Below are 17,689 nucleotides of genomic sequence, written 5' to 3'. Positions count from 1 at the left end.
GAGAGCGCATATCAATTCAGTGGCTTGCCACACAATAAAAAGCCCGGATCACTGATCCGGGCTTTTTATTGGCCTTGAGTATCAGGCGTCCAGTTCGGCCCAGCGCTCCAGCAAACCGTCCAGTTCAGCCTGACGGTTTTCCAGTTGTGCCAGTACTGCAGCCGTTTGCTCCGCAGGACGCTGATAGAAGCCAGGCTCGGCCATTTCAGCAGTCAGGGCAGCGATCTGCGACTCGACTTCATCGATCTGCTCAGGCAGTGCTTCCAGCTCGCGCTGCAGCTTGTAGCTGAGTTTCTTCTTGGCGCTCGCCACCGGCATTTCCTTGGCTTCAACCGGCGCAGCTTCTACCACTGCGGTGGCCAGTTCGGCCTTGCCCGACTTGGAGTCAGTCACACCCAGCAGTTTTGGCGAGCCGCCCTGACGCAACCAGTCCTGATAACCACCCACGTATTCACGAACCTTGCCTTCACCTTCGAATACCAGGGTGCTGGTCACGACGTTGTCGAGGAATGCCCGGTCGTGACTGACCATCAGCACGGTGCCCTTGAAGGTCAACAGCACCTCTTCAAGCAACTCCAGGGTTTCCACGTCCAGGTCGTTGGTCGGTTCATCGAGAACCAGCAGGTTGGCTGGCTTGCTGAACAGCTTGGCCAGCAGCAGACGCGCACGCTCACCGCCTGACAACGCCTTGACCGGCGTACGGGCACGTTGCGGGCTGAACAGGAAGTCGCCCAGATAGCTCAGCACGTGACGACTCTGACCATCGATATCAATGAAATCGCGACCTTCAGCGACGTTATCGATCACGGTTTTCTCGAGGTCCAACTGGTGACGCAACTGGTCGAAGTAAGCCACGTCCAGACGCGTGCCGACATCTACCGAGCCGCTGGTTGGCTGCAGGTTGTCGAGCATCAGCTTGAGCAGCGTGGTCTTGCCGGTACCGTTGGCACCCAGCAGACCGATGCGGTCTTCGCGCTGCAGGACCATGGAGAAGTCCTTGATCAGCATAGGGCCACCCGGGTGGGCAAAGCTGACGTTGTCCAGAACCATGACCTGTTTGCCGGACTTGTCGGCCGTATCCAGCTGGATATTCGCCTTGCCGGTACGCTCGCGACGGTCGCTGCGCTCAACGCGCAAAGCCTTGAGTGCACGTACCCGACCTTCGTTACGGGTACGACGGGCCTTGATGCCCTGACGAATCCAGACTTCTTCCTGGGCAAGCCGCTTGTCGAACAGCGCGTTGGCCGTTTCTTCTGCCGCCAGCACGGCTTCCTTGTGAACCAGGAAGCTGGCGTAGTCGCCATTCCAGTCGATCAGACCGCCACGGTCCAGCTCAAGGATGCGCGTTGCGAGGTTTTGCAGGAAAGAACGGTCGTGCGTAATAAACAGCACGGCGCCCTGGAATTCCTTGAGCGCGTCTTCCAGCCAGGCAATCGCACCGATGTCCAGGTGGTTGGTTGGCTCGTCGAGCAGCAACAGATCCGGCTCGGAAACCAGCGCCTGGGCCAGCAAGACACGACGACGCCAGCCACCGGACAACTCGGCAAGAGTCTTGTCGGCGGGCAATTGCAGGCGGCTCAGGGTGCTGTCGACCAGTTGCTGCAAACGCCAGCCATCGCGGGCTTCGAGGTCCTGCTGAACATGCATCAGCTTGTTCAGGTCTTCCTCGGTAACGCAGTTCTGCGCCAGGTGGTGATACTCGGCCAGCAAGGCGCCCACACCGTCCAGACCTTCAGCGACCACGTCGAACACTGTCCGGTCGTCGGCTACTGGCAATTCCTGAGGCAATTCACCGATTTTCAGGCCCGGCGCGCGCCAGACTGCGCCGTCATCGGGCTTTTGTACGCCCTTGACCAGCTTCAACATGCTGGACTTGCCAGTACCGTTACGACCGATGATGCACACCCGCTCACCACGGGCGATCTGCCAGGATACCTTGTCCAACAACGGCATAGCGCCGAACGCAAGGGACACATCGCTGAATTTGAGCAGGGTCATGAGCTTCTCCAAAAACCGGGGGCGCATTCTACCTGAGATAGAAGCCATATGTCGGGTTTCAATGACAAGCGCGCTGTCTGGAATGCGCAACAACGCACCTTGGGTCGTCCTCATTTGTTTCCAGTTGCGAACCCTCGGTCCGCAACGCTTTCAACCGGAGCTGGCAAAAGGCTAAGCTAGCGATACTTTTCACGATTCATCTGCTCGGAAGTCTCATGCGCAGTCGCTTGTTCAGCCTTTTTTCCTGCATGCTCCTCTCTGCTACTGCGGCTCAAACTGTCTACGCCGCAGATCTCAATCAACAGCGTCAGTATTACGATGTGGCCAAAAGCGCATTGGCCAAGGGCGATACCGGCCCCTATCGGGCTTATGCCGCAGCACTCGCGGATTATCCGCTGGAGCCGTATCTGGCTTACGACGAGCTCACTGCCCGCTTGAAGACCGCGAGCAATCCGGAAATCGAGAAGTTTCTCGCCGAGCACGGCGACCTGCCGCAAGCCAACTGGATGAAGTTGCGCTGGTTGCGCTGGCTTGCCGAACGAGGCGACTGGGCAACCTTCGTCAAGTATTACGACCCGAAGATGAACTTCGTGGAACTCGACTGCCTGTATGGCCAGTACTTGCTGGGGCATGGCAAAAAGGCCGAGGGTTACGCCAGCGCCGAAAAGCTCTGGATGACAGGCAAAAGTTTGCCCGCTGCGTGTGACGGTTTCTTTGCCCAATGGGCCGCAGACGGCCAGCTCCCGGAGCAGAAGCGCTGGCAGCGGGCCAAGCTCGCAGCCCAGGCTGGTAACTATCCGCTGGCAACCACACTGGTCAACAGCCTCAACAGCCTTGCACCCCAGGGCAAGCTGCTGCTGGAAATTGCTAAAAAACCGGAGATGCTCAACAACCCGGCACAGTTCGCCCCCGTGGATGAAGCGATGTCTGACGTGGTTGGCCTCGGACTGCGCCGACTGGCCAAGCAAGATCCGCAGAAAGCCATGGAGATGCTCGATGGTTACTCCGCCAAGATGCACTTCTCTCATGAAGAGCAAGTGCAGATCGCCAAGGAGATCGGCCTCACTCTGGCACGCCGTTACGACGGTCGCGCTCTGGAGGTCATGACCAAATACGACCCGGACCTGCGCGACAACACGGTCACCGAATGGCGCTTGCGCCTGTTGCTGCGCCTCGGTCGCTGGGAAGATGCCTACGAACTCAGCCGTCGCCTGCCCAAAGACCTGGCCGAAACCAATCGCTGGCGCTACTGGGAAGCCCGCTCGCTGGAGCTGGCTCAACCACACAGTCCTCTGATTCCGGCACTCTACAAAGACGTGGCCAAGGAACGTGATTTCTATGGTTTCCTGGCGGCCGACCGGACCCAAAGCGCTTATCAGATCAACAACAAGCCGCTGGTACTAAGCCAGGCGTTGATCAATAAGGTTCGCAATACACCGGGCGTTCGCCGCGCGCTGGAGTTCCATGCACGCGGGCAGATCGTCGATGGTCGTCGCGAGTGGTACCACGTCAGCCGCCACTTCAACCGTGATGAAATGGTTGCCCAGGCTAAACTGGCCTACGACCTGAAATGGTACTTCCCAGCCATTCGTACCATCAGCCAGGCGCAGTACTGGGATGATCTGGATATCCGCTTCCCGATGGCGCATCGCGATACGCTGGTTCGTGAAGCCAACGTTCGCGGCCTGCATTCCAGTTGGGTTTTTGCGATCACGCGACAGGAAAGCGCCTTCATGGACGATGCCCGTTCCGGCGTTGGTGCCAGTGGCCTGATGCAACTGATGCCCGCTACCGCCAAGGAAACTGCGCGCAAATTCAGCATCCCGCTGGCTTCGCCACAACAGGTACTGGACCCGGATAAAAATATCCAGCTGGGCGCAGCCTATCTGAGCCAGGTCCATGCCCAGTTCAACGGCAACCGGGTGCTCGCCTCCGCTGCTTATAACGCAGGCCCCGGCCGCGTAAGACAGTGGCTCAAGGGTGCCAATCACCTGGCCTTTGATGTGTGGGTAGAAAGCATCCCGTTCGACGAAACCCGTCAGTACGTGCAGAACGTGCTGTCCTACTCGGTGATCTACGGCCAGAAGCTCAACTCGCCACAACCGCTGGTGGACTGGCATGAGCGGTTCTTTGATGATCTGTAAGTAACCACTGCAATACCCGATGCCAGTCAGCTCACCTGACTGGCATTTTTGTTTGTGATGCCGACTTCATTGCGCTGCAACAAAAGGCTGATCAACTGGTGTCTGATTCTGGACCTCACAGCTTCCGCATATATAACCTGCTCACCCTGTAGGAGCTCACGAGCACCGCGAGGCAGCGATAGCGTCCTGTCTGATACACCGCTATCGCGGCCTCGCGGTGCTCGTGCGCTCCTACAGAAAAAGCGGAATCGTCAGCTTCGCTAACGACATCAACAGTCACAGAACGACGCAGCACTTGCCGGGTCAACCAGAGGCTGCTAAAGCTCTGCATCAGGTTTTGCAGACCATGATCGACCTCATCGTCAACGATCACAAAAAGAAGGATTATCGAGACCATGCTGAAAGGAATTTCAAAAACGCTGCTCTTCAAGACGCCCTTGAGCAGCCTTCTGACCGGCAGCGTGCTGGCAGGCTTGATGATGGCCTCAGCGCCAGCTGTCTCGGCCGAGCCACCTGGCAAGGCACTGAGCGCGAAAATCGGCCTGCCCTGGCCTGCGGTGATTGCCCACCGCGGCGCGTCCTATGACGCCCCCGAAGAAACCATTCCCGCCTACACAGTGGCGCGGGATCAGGGCGCGGACTATCTGGAAATGGATATTCAGCGCACCAAGGATGGCGTGTTGATCGCCCTGCACGATGACACGCTTGAGCGCACGACCAACATCGCGCAAGTCTTCCCCAAGCGAGTCAAAGATCCGCTGAACACCTTTACCCTCGAAGAGATCAAGCAACTGGATGCCGGCAGCTGGTTCAACAAGGCTCACCCGGACCGCGCACGTGAGGCTTACGCCGGTCTGCAGATCCTGACGCTGGAGGAAGTAATCGATATCGCCGAAGGCGGCAAGAACAAGCCTGGGCTGTACATCGAAACCAAAGCGCCAAGCCAGTTTCCCGGCATCGAAGCGGACCTCAAGAAAGTACTCGCCAAACGCGGCTGGCTCAGTAGCCGCCCCGCTGCCGCCGCCGGTTATGTAAACGTTGCGCACATGCCCGGTCGCGTTGTTCTGCAAACGTTCGAGAAGCCAAGCCTGGTGCTGCTGCAGAAAGAAATGCCACAAGTGCCGAAAGTATTGCTGCTGTGGATCGGCAAAGGCTCCATCGAACCCGAGTCCGACGTCGCCTTCGCAGACTCCGGCGCCAAAGACAAAGCCACTTATTACGGCGCGCAGAAACCGAAAACCCAGGAAGAATTTGTTGCCTGGGTCGACTGGGCCAAGGCGCATGGCGCAATCGGTACCGGTCCGTCAGCGAAGCTCACCAACGGTGGCGACCAGAGCTACATGGACCTGGTCAAACCGTGGATGAACAACGTGGCGCACGAAAGAGGCATGGTGGTGCACCCCTACACGGTGGATGAGGAAGTTGATTTCAAACAGATCAGTCATGACGGCGTCGATGGCTTCTTCACCAATCGCACCTCTGAACTGCTGAAGTTCTATGGTCGTCCGGCCAAAGAAAGCCTGGATACCATCCTCAAGCGTAACGGTTACTGATCCACCCCGGAGCTCTTGTTCAAGAGCTCTCCCGCACGACCAGCTCAAACCCCAGGTCTACCTGGGGTTTCTGAGCGACACCATCGATCAACCCCAACAGCAATTGAGCCGCACGCTGCCCGACTTCCTCACGAGGTGTGCGAATAGAAGTCAACCGCGGGACCATGTGCGCCGACCCTGGCAGATCATTGAAGCCCACCAGCGACACGCGCCCGGGAATCTCGATACCGCGACGCAACGCCTCAAGCGCCGCGCCCTGGGCAAGGTCATCGTTGCAGAAGAACACCCCATCCACATCGGGATGCTGCGTCATCAATTGCATGAACAACTCACCTCCCAGACCGATGGAAGACGGTTGCGGCGTCATCACTTGCAGGGCTGGATCGTAAAGCCCCTGCTCTTCCAGCACCTGACGAAACCCTTCACCCCGCTGCATAACGCGTGGATCGAGTTGCGCAGCGATATACGCCAGCCGTTTGCGTCCGCGTCCCAGTAAATGACGCGCCGCCTCGGCACCGGCCTGAATCTGCGAAAACCCGACGCAATACGCGCCGCGCACAGTGTCCAGCTCCATCATGTGCACGCAAGGGACTCCGCTCGCAGCCAACAGCTGGCGCAATGCCGGCGTGTGATCGAAACCGGTAAGCAGCAACCCTCGTGGTCGATTCACCAGATGGTTGCGCAGCAAGTTCTCTTCTTCTTCCGGGGAGTAATGGTAGTTGCCGATCACCACATCCAGGCCACGGGTGCGCAGTACGTTCTGGATCGCTTCCAGCGTCTCGATGAACAGCTGGTTCGACAGTGACGGCACCAGCACCACAACGGTCTGGCTCTGGGACGAAGCCAGCGCCCGCGCTGCCGGGTTGGCGACATAACCCAGGTCAAGCGCCGCCGCGCGCACTCGCTCTACCGACTCGGGCGTAACGGTACTGACACCCCGCAACGCGCGGGATGCAGTGATGGGTGAAACGCCCGCCTGACGAGCAACTTCGTTCAGAGTGGGACGGCCAGTCGAGCGGGAACCAATGCGTGTCATTCGTTGCCAACTACACAGGGATAAACATCGGGGGTTGCCAAAGGCGGTGGATGGGCTCTAAGGTAGCGCTGTCTCGCGGACCCTGCCAATGCTTTCAGTCATTTTATTGACTTCGAGTAACGTCCGATGAAGACCGATTCATTCAAAACAATGACAAGAACTGGAACCAGCTCTTGCTGTACTTATGTCCAAGTCGACAAAGACAGCGCTGTCTCCAGCTAAGGTGGCCTACTGTGACAACTGCGAACTCTGCTATTTCCGCTCTCGTGATCATGGGCGTTTCGGGCTGCGGCAAGAGCGCCGTCGGTGCCGAGATTGCCGCCAAGAGCGGAGGCCGCCTGATCGAAGGCGACGCCTTTCATCCCCCCGCCAACATCAAGAAGATGAGCGACGGCCACCCACTCAACGACGAAGACCGTGCCGGCTGGCTCGAAACGCTGGGTAAAGAAATGGCCGCGGCGTTGAGTAATGGCGAACAACCCGTCCTCACTTGCTCGTCTCTGAAACTGATTTACCGCGAACGCCTGCGCAACGCTGTGCCTGGTCTAGGCTTTGTATTTCTGGAACTGACCAAGGAGGTGGCGGTTGATCGCTGCTCCCATCGTCCCGGTCACTTCATGCCAGCCAGCCTGGTTGACAGCCAGTTCGCAACGCTGGAACCACCTTACGGTGAAGACCGTACGTTGGTCGTTGATGCTGGTAATGCGTCTATAGACGAGATCAGCACCCAAGCAGCGCACTGGTGGAAAGCGTCGAAAGCCAGCTAAAGGCGTGGGCGCGAAAGACAGCGCTGTCTTGCACATAAATGTGCTGAAAATGTGGAACGACAGCGTTTAGCCGAAGCTCCATAAACAATAAAGATAACCGGAGAGACACCCATGTTCGGTATGACACACGAGACGTACCTGTTGGTCGATGCGGTGGTTACGATCATCGGCCTGATTCTGCTGATCACCAAATTCAAGGTTCACCCTTTCGTCGCACTGACGATTGCCGCAGGCTTCCTTGGCCTGACGTCCGGCATGCCGGTGGAAAAAGTCATGAAAGCCTTCCAGGACGGCTTCGGCGGTGTACTGGGCTTTGTCGGTATCATCCTTGGCCTGGGCACCATGCTCGGCAAGCTAATGGCCGATTCCGGTGGCGCTGACCAGATCGCACAGACGCTGATCCGCTCGTTCGGCAAGCAGCGCGTGCATTGGGCGATGATGTTTGCCGCCTTTCTGGTAGGCATCCCGCTGTTCTTCGAGATCGGCTTCGTTCTGTTGATTCCGCTGGTGTACATCGTTGCGCGTCGTACCGGCGTGTCCATCGTCAAGATCGGCATCCCGTTGCTGGCAGGCCTGTCGGCCGTTCACGGTCTGGTTCCGCCACACCCGGGTCCGCTGCTGGCCATCGGGATCTTCGGCGCTGATATCGGCAAAACTATTTTCTACGGCCTGTTGGTGGCGCTGCCTACGGCAATCATCGCCGGACCTGTCTACGGTAAGTGGATTTCCAAATACGTACCGGGCACGCCTTCGCAGGAGTTGATGGAGCAGATCGGTAAAGAGTCGAGCGCGACCAACTTGCCAAGTTTTGGCATCACGCTGGTCACCATCCTGCTGCCCGTGTTCCTGATGTTGCTGAAGACCTTCGCTGATGTGGTGCTGCCCGAAGGCAATACCTTCCGCATCTGGATGGACTTCATCGGCCACCCGATCACCGCCCTGCTCGCGGCTTTGCTGCTAGCCTTTTACACCTTCGGTTCAGCGCGTGGTTTTGATCGCACTAAAATCATGAAATTGCTGGATCAGAGCCTGACGCCGGTCGCTGCTATCGTACTGATCGTAGGTGCGGGCGGTGGCTTCAAGCAGATGCTGGTAGCCAGCGGCGTGGGCGACCTGATCGGTAACATGGCAGTGCAGGCGCAGATCAACCCGATCATGCTGGCCTGGCTGGTCGCTGCAGTGATTCGTATTGCGACGGGTTCGGCGACGGTGGCAACGATTACCGGTGCGGGCATCGTGGCTCCCGTGATTGGTCTGATCCCGGGCGTTAACCGTGAGTTGCTGGTGTTGGCGACGGGTGCAGGTTCGTTGATTCTTTCCCACGTGAACGACGCCGGTTTCTGGCTGGTGAAGCAGTATTTCAATATGACAGTGGCCGAGACGTTCAAAACCTGGACGGTCATGGAAACCATTCTGTCGGTGGTCGGCTTGATCTTCATCATGCTGTTGTCGATGGTGATCTGATCCAGCACTACTGTTGATGAGCCGGTTCACTCAATGCACGCAATTGAGTGAACCGGGCCATCAAGCGTGTGATGTATAAATTCTTCCTCTTACTGCCTGAACAGCCGCAACGCCTCCCACCCCAATCAGCCCACGTTTACTTCTCGTGGAGCCCAGTTATGTTGTATGACGCAAATCCCCTCTCAAGATCAGACCCATCCGACCAGGCCCGCCCTTCCGTCCTACGTGTCATGTCGCGATTTCGATCAATATTTTCAGAAGAGTCCAGCGCATCTCTTAAGTAACGCCTACGCTGATAGGCAATCAGGGATGTGCCGTAGCAAGGCGTAATCTGTTGCGTGAAAACGCTGCCGATCGGGTACATGCTTCACGCATTGAACAGAAAGGTGTCCGGATGCGTAGCTAAATACGGGCTTTTGCTCACAAAAACAGGCAGAATTGGCGCGCTCATCGGGTCGGTAACCGCTCTTGATGACAGAAAAATGTACCGAGGGAATTAAATTCACACCTGTAACGTCATATTGATGGACGCATTTGGATGTACTCGGCAACTATTACTACGCAAAGGCACACGCCAGCCTCCTGCTGAGAGGCCATCAAGGAAACGATTATGTTGATACTCACCCGCAAAGTAGGCGAAAGCATAAACATTGGTGACGAGATTACCGTCACGATTCTGGGCGTTCAGGGCCTTCAGGTACGCCTGGGCATCAACGCACCGAAAAATGTTTCTGTGCATCGCGAAGAAATCTACAAACGCATTCAGGCAGAACTTGCCCCGAACCAAGACCCACAATGACCTGATCGTTACCTCCCCGCATTCAAAGCGACCCGCCTGGAATTGGGCGAGTTGGCTACGGCGTCTTCGGACGCCGTTTTTTATGCCTGGTGTATTTGCCCCCCATCCCTTGCAAAGGTCACAACGCCGCCCGGCATGTGGCTATTTGCCGCTGACGACCACTTGTCCGCCACCCAGAACTCCTGCCGAAAAACTTCACTCAACCCCCTGAACACAGGATCGATGCAAAGCCCGTAGTCAGTAGTGAGCCAAGCACGCTCTTCATTCTCATGAATAGCAAAGACGGTGACTAACATGGACACAACGTCGCAAAATCCGGCCGGCTCCACTGACCAGAACAATGATCCACCGCAAGACCATCTGCACAACCTGCAAGAAGATGCCCTGGCAGCCGTTGCCAGCGCCAAAGAGCATGGTTCGGCCCAGTTCGAACAGTATCGCGACACGGCTGTCGACCAGATCGAAAGCCTTGCCCATAGCGCACAATCGGCGGCCGAGCAGATGCAGGACGGTGACACGCTGGGGCTGTCTCATTACGTCACCGACCTCGCCCAGAACATGACCACTCTGGCCGGTAATCTGCGTGGTAAAAGCATTGATGAACTGCTGCAACAGGCGGGCAAACTGGCACGGGATAATCCGGCCTTGTTTGTTAGCGGCAGCGTTGCACTAGGCTTCGGTCTGTCACGCTTCCTCAAGGCATCCAACTCAGGACAGCCACAGGGCGAAACCCAGACCTCCAGTCCGGCTCAGCCACCCACCGGGTCAACAGGCACACAACCGGTACGGCCAGACGACGAATTGGGTAGCAATTATCAGTCGGAGTCCAGCCCGATTGTTGAGGCTGATCACGTGCCTCCCGTCAAACATGCGCACATGGGCGATGTTTACCACAGCGGTAGGCCCGGCATAGTCGACCGCAGCGCAACGCCTGATGCGGCGGCGGGTTCATCGGTACCAGGTGTGCCTGATGGGAGTCTGTTCGATGACGACTTGCCTGCAGATGCGCAAACCAGAGAAGGCCAGTCCCGGGGAGATGTGTCATGAGCATTCCTCCCAACACACCGCCGGAAGGCGATACCTCAGCGCTCGGTCTGATTCGCCAATTGGCACATGAAGTCCCTGCGTTGCTCAGTAAAGAACTGGCACTGGCCAAAGCTGAAGCCCGGGAGTCCATCGCAGCGGCAAAAGCCGGTATTGCAGCAGTGGGCGGCGGCGCGGTGGTCATGCTGGCCGGGCTGGTGATTGTGCTGCTGGCGGCAGTTTATGCCCTGGCCAATATCATGCAGCCGTGGCTTGCCGCCTTGATCGTCGGAGTGATCGCCATGGTGGTCGGCTTCATCATGATCCAGTCCGGCAAGAAGCAATTCGACGCGTCAAACCTGACGCCGGAGCGCACCGTCAGCTCCCTGCAAAAAGACAAGGACGCCATTCAGAGGAAAGTCTCATGAGCATCGACAGCACTTTCGACACACCCGAAAGCTTTGACAATGATTCCTACAAAAGCCCGGAAACCCTGGAACGGGAAATCGACGCACAGCGCTCCAGCATCGGCAATATCGTTGATGCGCTGGAGGGCAAATTCTCACCCGGCCAATTGCTGGACCAGGCATTGAGCTATGGCAAAGGAACGGGCGGTGAGTTCTTCAGCAACCTGGGTAATACCGTGAAAACCAATCCACTGCCTACCGTACTGACCTCGGTGGGGCTGTTGTGGCTGATGATGGGGCAAAACCGTAGCCCATCGACGTCTTCCGGCCCTTCAAGCCTCAACCCTCTGGGCGAGCGCATCAGCGAGATGGCGCACAGCGTGACGGACACCTTCGACAGCGCCAAATCCAGAATCGGGGAAACCGCGCAACGCATGAAAGAAAAAGCCGGACAGGTGTCAGACGACGTCAGTGAAAAACTTTCGGCCACGGGTGAGCGCTTGAATAAAGGCAGCCACGACGCGACTGATTCCCTGCGTGAACAAAGCCGCAAAGCTCAATCAAGCCTCACTTACATGCTGCGCGAACAGCCATTGGCGTTGGCCGCCATCGGCATTGCGTTAGGCGCGGCCCTGGGAGCAGCACTGCCTTCGACCGAGCGTGAAAATCAGATGATGGGCCAAGCCAGTGACACCCTGACGGAGAAGGTTAAACAGACCGCCAGCGAAGGCTATGAAAAGGTCGCGCAGGAGGCGAAAGGCGTGGTCGATGAAGTGAAATCGGCGTCGCCTGACAGCACGGCTCAGCAGGGTTCGACGGTGGATATGTCTTCCGGGCTGGGTTAGTCGAAATTTGCGGCGCCTGTATCGTCGGAATGCCGCCCAGACCAAGCACCGCTTATCTACTGTTGGAACGAGGCTTGCCCGCGAAGAACGATTCCGCGGTGTACCTGAATTACCGCGTCGCGCCATTCGCGGGCAAGCCTCGCTCCAACAGCTAGCGCATCCTTTCCAGGCAGGGCACTAATCCGCATCCGGACGATACAGCCGCGAGGTTTTTATTCTGAAACCTCAACACGCTGAACAATCCAGTCCTTGATCGCCAACCTCTTTTCTTTGAGCTTTTTCAATTCTTCATCACCAATCCCGCCAGCAGGACCAGACTCCGCGGCCAGGACCTCGCTATCAATCCGCGCATAATCATCCAGCAATTGATTGAGCTTTTTATCCGCATTGCGGCGCTCGGCCACTTGCTCCCGAGTGAGTTTCAGATCCGCGTATAGATCGTGTTTGACCGGCATGGAACACCTCTCTGACGGCGATGACTCATTGGCGAAAATTCGCCATGGACCGCTACGCTTGCTCACGCAGACGGCGTACTTCGTAAGCCTTCAAATGTGTATACGCAAAACCCAGTACAGATAATGACGAGGTCAGGCCTTGAGCATCCCGGCGCACCAATAGATCACCCAGTACGTGCTCGACTTCTATCGATGCGCCGCGCTCCATGTCGCGCAACATCGATGCACTCAGCTTCGATCCAGGGGCGGTCAGCATGCTCAGGTAACGCTGACGAACAGCCTCCTGCAATGGGTGGCCCTGAGCGTCAGCGATGCTGCAGCACTCGGCGAACAGCTTCACCACCAGCGCCAGCCCCTGCGCCTCAAGGACATCCCCCAGACTCGCGCGCATGGAACAGGTGATTCCAGCGAGGGTGGCAATGAAACACCACTTGTCCCACATGTCCTGAACAATGTGCTGACTGAAATTCGCTTCGAAACCCGCATCAGCCAAGGCTTCGGCAACTCGCAGAATACGAGGCGTCGACGCGCCATTGAGTTCGCCGAACGACAACTGATGCCGGTCGTTGAGATGCAGAATGCTGCCCAGGGTGCTGCGATCCACGGAAATCAGACACTGGCCGCCCAACACATTGGAGCTGTCGAACCGCTGCGTGAGACGGGTCAGATGCGCCATACCATTGAGCAGCGGCAGGATTGCCGTGTCAGGCCCTACCGCCGACGCAAAGGCGTCCATGGCCGAGTCCAGGTCGTAGGCTTTGCAGCTCAGGACGATCAGGTCATAAGGACCGTCGAGCATGTTACTCAGCACGCATGGCGGCGAGGGGTACAGGATATTGCCTTGGGGGCTGCGGATAATCAGTCCATCGCGTTGCAACTCATCGGCTCGACCCGGCCGCACCAGAAACGAAACGTCGCGCCCCGCCTCCAGTAGTCGCCCACCAAAGTAACCACCAATGGCCCCCGCTCCAACGATCAGAATACGCATTGATATCGACCTCCCGTGACGCTATTGCACACCGAAAACCCGGCTCGCTCAGCGGACTCACAGCGCGGTTAAACGTTGAGCGTAGAAGATGTTCTTGCATGCCTCAATAACATGACCCGGCACGGACGCTCATTGGCTGGTTGCATTAGGCATATCTAATCGTCATCATTTGATAATAATTGTCATTAGCACCTTCAAAACATGACTCCCAATGCTCTAACCGCTCAGCAACTGACAAGCCGTAATCGTGTCTTGCGCCAACTGTTCGGTGACCATCACGGCTGGTTGCTTTCACGGTTGCGTGCACGTCTGGGCTGTCGTCATGACGCAGATGATATGGCGGCGGAAACTTTCGCTCAGGTAGTCGCTCTGCCTGATCCGTCCTGCATCAACGAACCCCGCGCCTTGCTGACAACTATCGCCAAACGGCTAGTCTTCGCCACCTGGCGACGTCGGGATCTGGAGCGCGCGTATCTGGAAAGCCTTGCTCAGCAACCTCTGGCCTACGAACCCTCTGCTGAAGAACAGGCCCAGGCGCTGGAAGCACTCAGTGCGCTGGATCAGATTCTGGATGGCCTGTCGCCGATCGGCCGTAGCGCTTTTCTGTATAGCCAGCTGGATCAGCTGACTTATGCCGAAATCGGCCAGCGCCTGGGCATCTCGGCGCCACGGGTTCACCAGTACATCGTCAAAGCTTTGAGCCTGTGTTACCTGGCGATGGAAACCCGATGAACAGCAATGACCTGTCGCCCTCCATTACACAGGCTATTGAATGGGTCGCCCGACAACGTTCAGGACAGATGAGCGAGACTGAGCAGCAGCACTTCAAACAATGGTTGATAAGTAACGAGGAAAACCGCGTTGCCTGGCACACGCTGGAACAGCGACTGGGTACGATTTTTAGCAACCTGCCAGAGGTGTCGCACCAGGTGCTGAGCAAAGCGGGTCGCAGTCGCCGCAATCTATTGCGCGGCGCGCTAGGACTGGCAAGCGTTGGCCTGGGCGGCTGGTGGTTACAACGCGCAGGACTACTACCCGGCATGGGTAATGACCTGCAAAGCGGTTTTGCTGAACGCCGTCCGTTCGTACTGGAAGACGGCAGCCGCGTCGTGCTCAACGCCCAGAGTCGCGCCGATCTGGTGATGACCAAGAGTCAGCGACGGTTGATCCTGCGCGGAGGCGCACTGAGCATTCAGGTAGCCGCCGACCCGCAGCGCCCGCTGATCGTGCAGACAATCTACGGGGATATCCGCGCATTAGGTACCCGCTTCAGCGTCACTCTTCGCGAGCAAGGTGCACATGTCTGGGTTCAGGAGTCTCGCGTGCAACTGACTTCGCCTTCAGGCGCTCGTCAGGAACTTACCGCCGGTCAGGGTGCGCTCCTGAGTGAAACCGGCTTGCGCCCACTGGATCCGCGCCAGGCAGGCGAAGGCGTCTGGGAGGATGGTTTCCTCGAAGTGCATGATCAGCCCCTTGGCGAAGTCATCGAAGCACTGCGGCCTTACCGACGCGGAATCTTGCGCATCAGCCCACAGGCCTCTGGATTGCGGGTAAGCGGCGTGTTCCCGCTGGACAAAAGCGATGAGGCGTTGCGTTCGTTGCAGGAGGTCCTGCCGATCAAGGTCGAGCATCACCTCAACTGGTGGACGCAACTGAGCCTGCGCTAAAAATATTTTCAGCCACCCCTTAATATCGACCCAGCTCGCGTCACATAGCTGACATCGACTATCCCAGAGGGGAAATTGCTGTCATGCAACGCACACTTCGCCTGACCCTTACGCCATTGACGCTAGCCCTGAGCCTGACTGCCTTGCACAGCGTGGCGGCACCGGCACAAAGCCCTGCGGCACAACAACAGCTCATTGACTTCGCCCTGCCGGCCGGCCCTCTGGATGCCAGTTTGACAGCCATCGCCCGGCAGAGTGGACGCGGTATCGCGTTTAGTGCGCAGCTGACCCGCGACTTGCGCGCACCCGCGCTCAATGGCCGTTACAGCGTAGAGCAGGCATTGAGTCAGGTCCTGCAAGGTTTACCTTTGCGACTGCGCACTACGGCCAGCGGCACCTTCAGCATTGAGCCGATAGTCGCCAGCCAGGCATTAGAACTGGCGGACATCAACGTCGACGGCCAGGGTTATGGCCAGGACGCATGGGGCCCGACCTACAGCAAAGTGGCAACCAACAGCGCCACTGCCAGCAAGACCGATACACCATTGCGAGAAACGCCGCAGTCTATCTCGGTCATCACGCGCGAAGAACTGACCTCGCGCCAACATGACAGCCTGGCCGACGTGCTCAACTACACCGCGGGGCTGGTCAGCCAACCCAATGGTTACAGCCGGGTCGCCGACGACTATCGATTGCGCGGTTTCGATATCGGCCCGCGCACAGGCGGTGTGCTGCGCGACGGCATGAAAATGCAAAGTACCCAGTTCGAAGGCGGCCAAGAGCCTTACGGACTGGAGCGGGTGGAAGTGCTCAAAGGCGCCTCTTCGGTGCTGTACGGCCAACTCGCGCCGGGCGGCATGGTCAATGCCACCAGCAAACGACCGACACTTGAGCCGTTGCACGAAATCAACGTCGAATATGGCAACAATAACCGCCAGCAGGTTTCAACCGACCACAGCGGCAAGCTCGATGAAGAAGGTCGTTTCAGCTATCGCCTGACCGGCCTTTGGCGAGACAGCGGCACTCAATTCGACGAGATTGACGACGACAAGCAATACATCGCCCCGGCGTTGACTTGGCAAATGGACGACGACACTCGACTGACGCTGCTCGCTACCCATCAACGTACGCAAACCACCCTGACGCCGCCAATCCAGTACAACCTGACCACGTTCAGCGCCACGCCAGGCTACAAGGTGCCGTATGACCTGTTCCCGGGTGAGCCCGACTACGATGATTACGACGGCACCCTGCAAACCTTCGGTTATCTGTTCGAACGGCGGCTGAGCGACAACCTGCAATTGCGTCACGCACTGCGTTATTACGAATCCCGCGCCGACTATGACTACATTACCCTCAACAACAGCCGTATCACCGGGCCGAATCTGTCCAGCCTGTCGCGCACCTACAACTCTCGCGAAGACATCTCCACTGGCTGGACCAGCGACACGAGCGTGCAATGGAATTTCGACAGCGGCCGCTGGCAGCACACACTTCTGGGCGGCGTTGACCTTTATCGCAAGACCTACGACAGCCATCGTTTCAGCGGTACCGCACCGGCGCTGGATCTCGCTAACCCGGTTTACGGCAACCTGCCGCAGGTCAACACCGCTAATGATCGCGGTTCGGATCTGCACAGCGAGCAGTTCGGCGTCTATCTGCAGGAACAGGTCAAGTTCGACGAGCACTGGGTTGCGCTGTTCGGGCTGCGTCAGGACTGGGCCGAAAACAATACTCGCAACTATATCGACGACTCCCGCGCCAAGGTCCGCGATAACAAAACGACGGGGCGTATCGGCTTCGTCTATCTGGCTGACAACGGTCTGGCGCCCTATATTAGCTACAGCCAATCCTTCCTGCCCTCGGCCGGAACCGACAGCGACGGCAAAGCTTTCCAGCCTACCGAAGGCGAGCAGTATGAAGTTGGTATTCGCTACCAGCCCCCTGGCCGCGAAATAATGATCAGCGCGGCGGTTTATCAATTGACGCAAAAGAACGTCATCACTTCCATACCTGGCTCTGATTTCGACGAACAAACCGGCAAGGAACGCAGCAAAGGCTTCGAGCTTGAAGCGAAAACACAACTGACTCCGATGCTGGCGCTGAATGCCTCTTACGCGTACACCGACGCGCATGTCATCGCCGATAACGACAAGAGCCTCGAAGGCTCGCGTATTGAGGGCACGCCTTATCACAGCGCCGCACTGTGGCTGGATTACCGTCTTGCCTCGCTCGGTTTGCCCAAAGTGAGCATAGGCTCCGGGGCCCGCTACAACGGCACTACGCACACTACGCCCAGCGTCAGCGACCGTAAAATCCCGGCCTACACCTTGTTTGACGCCAAAGTCAGCTACGAGGTGAACGCCAACTGGCTAGTCAGCGTCCGGGCGCAGAACCTGACCAACGAACGCTACATTTACTGCGCAAACTCCTGCCGCTATGGCGACGAACGCAGCGTGGTCAGCTCGGTGAGTTACAAGTGGTAGGTCTTTATCTCCAGAAGTCGTACCGGTGCCCCTGACTCCGCGCTGTCACATAGCAAA

General features: G+C 57.7%; 15 protein-coding genes. 11 read left to right on the top strand and 4 right to left on the bottom strand.

Going from position 1 to position 17,689, the window contains the following annotated elements:
• Nucleotides 1-81: 81 nt before the first annotated feature.
• The gene (locus K3169_RS11800) at nucleotides 82-1,998 is read right to left on the bottom strand and encodes an ATP-binding cassette domain-containing protein (RefSeq protein ID WP_099269234.1); all 1,917 of its coding nucleotides are present in this window, start codon (nucleotides 1,996-1,998) and stop codon (nucleotides 82-84) included.
• Nucleotides 1,999-2,213: 215 nt separating this feature from the next.
• Between K3169_RS11800 and K3169_RS11795 the strand changes: the two genes are divergently transcribed.
• Nucleotides 2,214-4,142, top strand: a complete 1,929-nt coding sequence (locus K3169_RS11795; RefSeq protein WP_122396562.1) for a transglycosylase SLT domain-containing protein — start codon at nucleotides 2,214-2,216, stop codon at nucleotides 4,140-4,142.
• Between the two features lie 398 nt (nucleotides 4,143-4,540).
• The gene (locus tag K3169_RS11790) at nucleotides 4,541-5,695 is read left to right on the top strand and encodes a glycerophosphodiester phosphodiesterase (protein WP_027898330.1); all 1,155 of its coding nucleotides are present in this window, start codon (nucleotides 4,541-4,543) and stop codon (nucleotides 5,693-5,695) included.
• A gap of 19 nt (nucleotides 5,696-5,714) precedes the next feature.
• Here K3169_RS11790 and K3169_RS11785 read toward each other — a convergent pair whose 3' ends face one another.
• The gene (locus K3169_RS11785; RefSeq protein ID WP_122805499.1) at nucleotides 5,715-6,731 is read right to left on the bottom strand and encodes a LacI family DNA-binding transcriptional regulator; all 1,017 of its coding nucleotides are present in this window, start codon (nucleotides 6,729-6,731) and stop codon (nucleotides 5,715-5,717) included.
• A 272-nt stretch (nucleotides 6,732-7,003) separates the two neighbouring features.
• Here K3169_RS11785 and K3169_RS11780 point away from each other — a divergent pair, with 272 nt between their 5' ends.
• The 6 genes from K3169_RS11780 (at nucleotide 7,004) to K3169_RS11755 (ending at nucleotide 12,036) form a co-directional block, all read left to right on the top strand.
• Entirely contained in the window at nucleotides 7,004-7,498 is a 495-nt protein-coding gene (locus K3169_RS11780; protein WP_099269266.1) for a gluconokinase, read from the top strand.
• 111 nt (nucleotides 7,499-7,609) lie between these two features.
• Nucleotides 7,610-8,962: a GntP family permease gene (locus tag K3169_RS11775; protein WP_027898327.1), complete on the top strand. Its 1,353-nt coding sequence runs from the start codon at nucleotides 7,610-7,612 to the stop codon at nucleotides 8,960-8,962.
• Nucleotides 8,963-9,572: 610 nt separating this feature from the next.
• Nucleotides 9,573-9,761 carry a carbon storage regulator CsrA gene (csrA, locus tag K3169_RS11770; protein WP_002554157.1) on the top strand — a complete coding sequence of 63 codons (189 nt, stop codon included), beginning with the start codon at nucleotides 9,573-9,575 and terminating at the stop codon, nucleotides 9,759-9,761.
• Nucleotides 9,762-10,055: 294 nt separating this feature from the next.
• Nucleotides 10,056-10,808: a hypothetical protein gene (locus K3169_RS11765; RefSeq protein ID WP_122704932.1), complete on the top strand. Its 753-nt coding sequence runs from the start codon at nucleotides 10,056-10,058 to the stop codon at nucleotides 10,806-10,808.
• Nucleotides 10,805-11,212: a phage holin family protein gene (locus K3169_RS11760; RefSeq protein ID WP_255878735.1), complete on the top strand. Its 408-nt coding sequence runs from the start codon at nucleotides 10,805-10,807 to the stop codon at nucleotides 11,210-11,212. Before K3169_RS11765 ends, K3169_RS11760 begins: the two co-directional genes overlap by 4 nt.
• Nucleotides 11,209-12,036: a DUF3618 domain-containing protein gene (locus tag K3169_RS11755; RefSeq protein ID WP_263271628.1), complete on the top strand. Its 828-nt coding sequence runs from the start codon at nucleotides 11,209-11,211 to the stop codon at nucleotides 12,034-12,036. The genes K3169_RS11760 and K3169_RS11755 overlap by 4 nt, the downstream gene beginning before the upstream one ends.
• Before the next feature lie 212 nt (nucleotides 12,037-12,248).
• On the opposite strand, the gene K3169_RS11750 is transcribed toward K3169_RS11755, so the two are convergent.
• The gene (locus tag K3169_RS11750) at nucleotides 12,249-12,491 is read right to left on the bottom strand and encodes a DUF465 domain-containing protein (protein ID WP_099269227.1); all 243 of its coding nucleotides are present in this window, start codon (nucleotides 12,489-12,491) and stop codon (nucleotides 12,249-12,251) included.
• 52 nt (nucleotides 12,492-12,543) lie between these two features.
• On the bottom strand, nucleotides 12,544-13,479 hold the full coding sequence (locus tag K3169_RS11745) for a ketopantoate reductase family protein (protein ID WP_255878732.1): 936 nt from the start codon (nucleotides 13,477-13,479) through the stop codon (nucleotides 12,544-12,546).
• 201 nt (nucleotides 13,480-13,680) lie between these two features.
• On the opposite strand from K3169_RS11745, the gene K3169_RS11740 reads away from it, so the two are divergent.
• From K3169_RS11740 to K3169_RS11730, 3 genes are all read left to right on the top strand, one after another.
• The gene (locus tag K3169_RS11740) at nucleotides 13,681-14,211 is read left to right on the top strand and encodes a sigma-70 family RNA polymerase sigma factor (RefSeq protein ID WP_263271626.1); all 531 of its coding nucleotides are present in this window, start codon (nucleotides 13,681-13,683) and stop codon (nucleotides 14,209-14,211) included.
• Nucleotides 14,208-15,146, top strand: a complete 939-nt coding sequence (locus K3169_RS11735; protein WP_263271624.1) for a FecR domain-containing protein — start codon at nucleotides 14,208-14,210, stop codon at nucleotides 15,144-15,146. Before K3169_RS11740 ends, K3169_RS11735 begins: the two co-directional genes overlap by 4 nt.
• An 83-nt stretch (nucleotides 15,147-15,229) precedes the next feature.
• Nucleotides 15,230-17,632: a TonB-dependent siderophore receptor gene (locus tag K3169_RS11730; RefSeq protein ID WP_263271622.1), complete on the top strand. Its 2,403-nt coding sequence runs from the start codon at nucleotides 15,230-15,232 to the stop codon at nucleotides 17,630-17,632.
• Nucleotides 17,633-17,689 lie beyond the last annotated feature (57 nt).

The sequence above is a fragment of the Pseudomonas phytophila genome, assembly GCF_025643095.1.
GTDB lineage: Bacteria > Pseudomonadota > Gammaproteobacteria > Pseudomonadales > Pseudomonadaceae > Aquipseudomonas > Aquipseudomonas quasicaspiana.
Note: the sequence above shows the minus strand (reverse complement) of the source record. Positions and strands in the feature narration are given on the sequence as shown.

Bases quoted from the DNA above. Each gene is read 5' to 3' on its own strand.
- K3169_RS11730 (WP_263271622.1), top strand. From the start codon at position 15,230: ATGCAACGCACACTTCGCCTGACCCTTACGCCATTGACGCTAGCCCTG.
- K3169_RS11795 (WP_122396562.1), top strand. From the start codon at position 2,214: ATGCGCAGTCGCTTGTTCAGCCTTTTTTCCTGCATGCTCCTCTCTGCT.
- K3169_RS11800 (WP_099269234.1), bottom strand. From the start codon at position 1,998: ATGACCCTGCTCAAATTCAGCGATGTGTCCCTTGCGTTCGGCGCTATG.
- K3169_RS11765 (WP_122704932.1), top strand. From the start codon at position 10,056: ATGGACACAACGTCGCAAAATCCGGCCGGCTCCACTGACCAGAACAAT.
- K3169_RS11755 (WP_263271628.1), top strand. From the start codon at position 11,209: ATGAGCATCGACAGCACTTTCGACACACCCGAAAGCTTTGACAATGAT.
- K3169_RS11735 (WP_263271624.1), top strand. From the start codon at position 14,208: ATGAACAGCAATGACCTGTCGCCCTCCATTACACAGGCTATTGAATGG.
- K3169_RS11780 (WP_099269266.1), top strand. From the start codon at position 7,004: ATGGGCGTTTCGGGCTGCGGCAAGAGCGCCGTCGGTGCCGAGATTGCC.
- csrA (WP_002554157.1), top strand. From the start codon at position 9,573: ATGTTGATACTCACCCGCAAAGTAGGCGAAAGCATAAACATTGGTGAC.
- K3169_RS11750 (WP_099269227.1), bottom strand. From the start codon at position 12,491: ATGCCGGTCAAACACGATCTATACGCGGATCTGAAACTCACTCGGGAG.
- K3169_RS11745 (WP_255878732.1), bottom strand. From the start codon at position 13,479: ATGCGTATTCTGATCGTTGGAGCGGGGGCCATTGGTGGTTACTTTGGT.
- K3169_RS11785 (WP_122805499.1), bottom strand. From the start codon at position 6,731: ATGACACGCATTGGTTCCCGCTCGACTGGCCGTCCCACTCTGAACGAA.
- K3169_RS11760 (WP_255878735.1), top strand. From the start codon at position 10,805: ATGAGCATTCCTCCCAACACACCGCCGGAAGGCGATACCTCAGCGCTC.
- K3169_RS11740 (WP_263271626.1), top strand. From the start codon at position 13,681: ATGACTCCCAATGCTCTAACCGCTCAGCAACTGACAAGCCGTAATCGT.
- K3169_RS11775 (WP_027898327.1), top strand. From the start codon at position 7,610: ATGTTCGGTATGACACACGAGACGTACCTGTTGGTCGATGCGGTGGTT.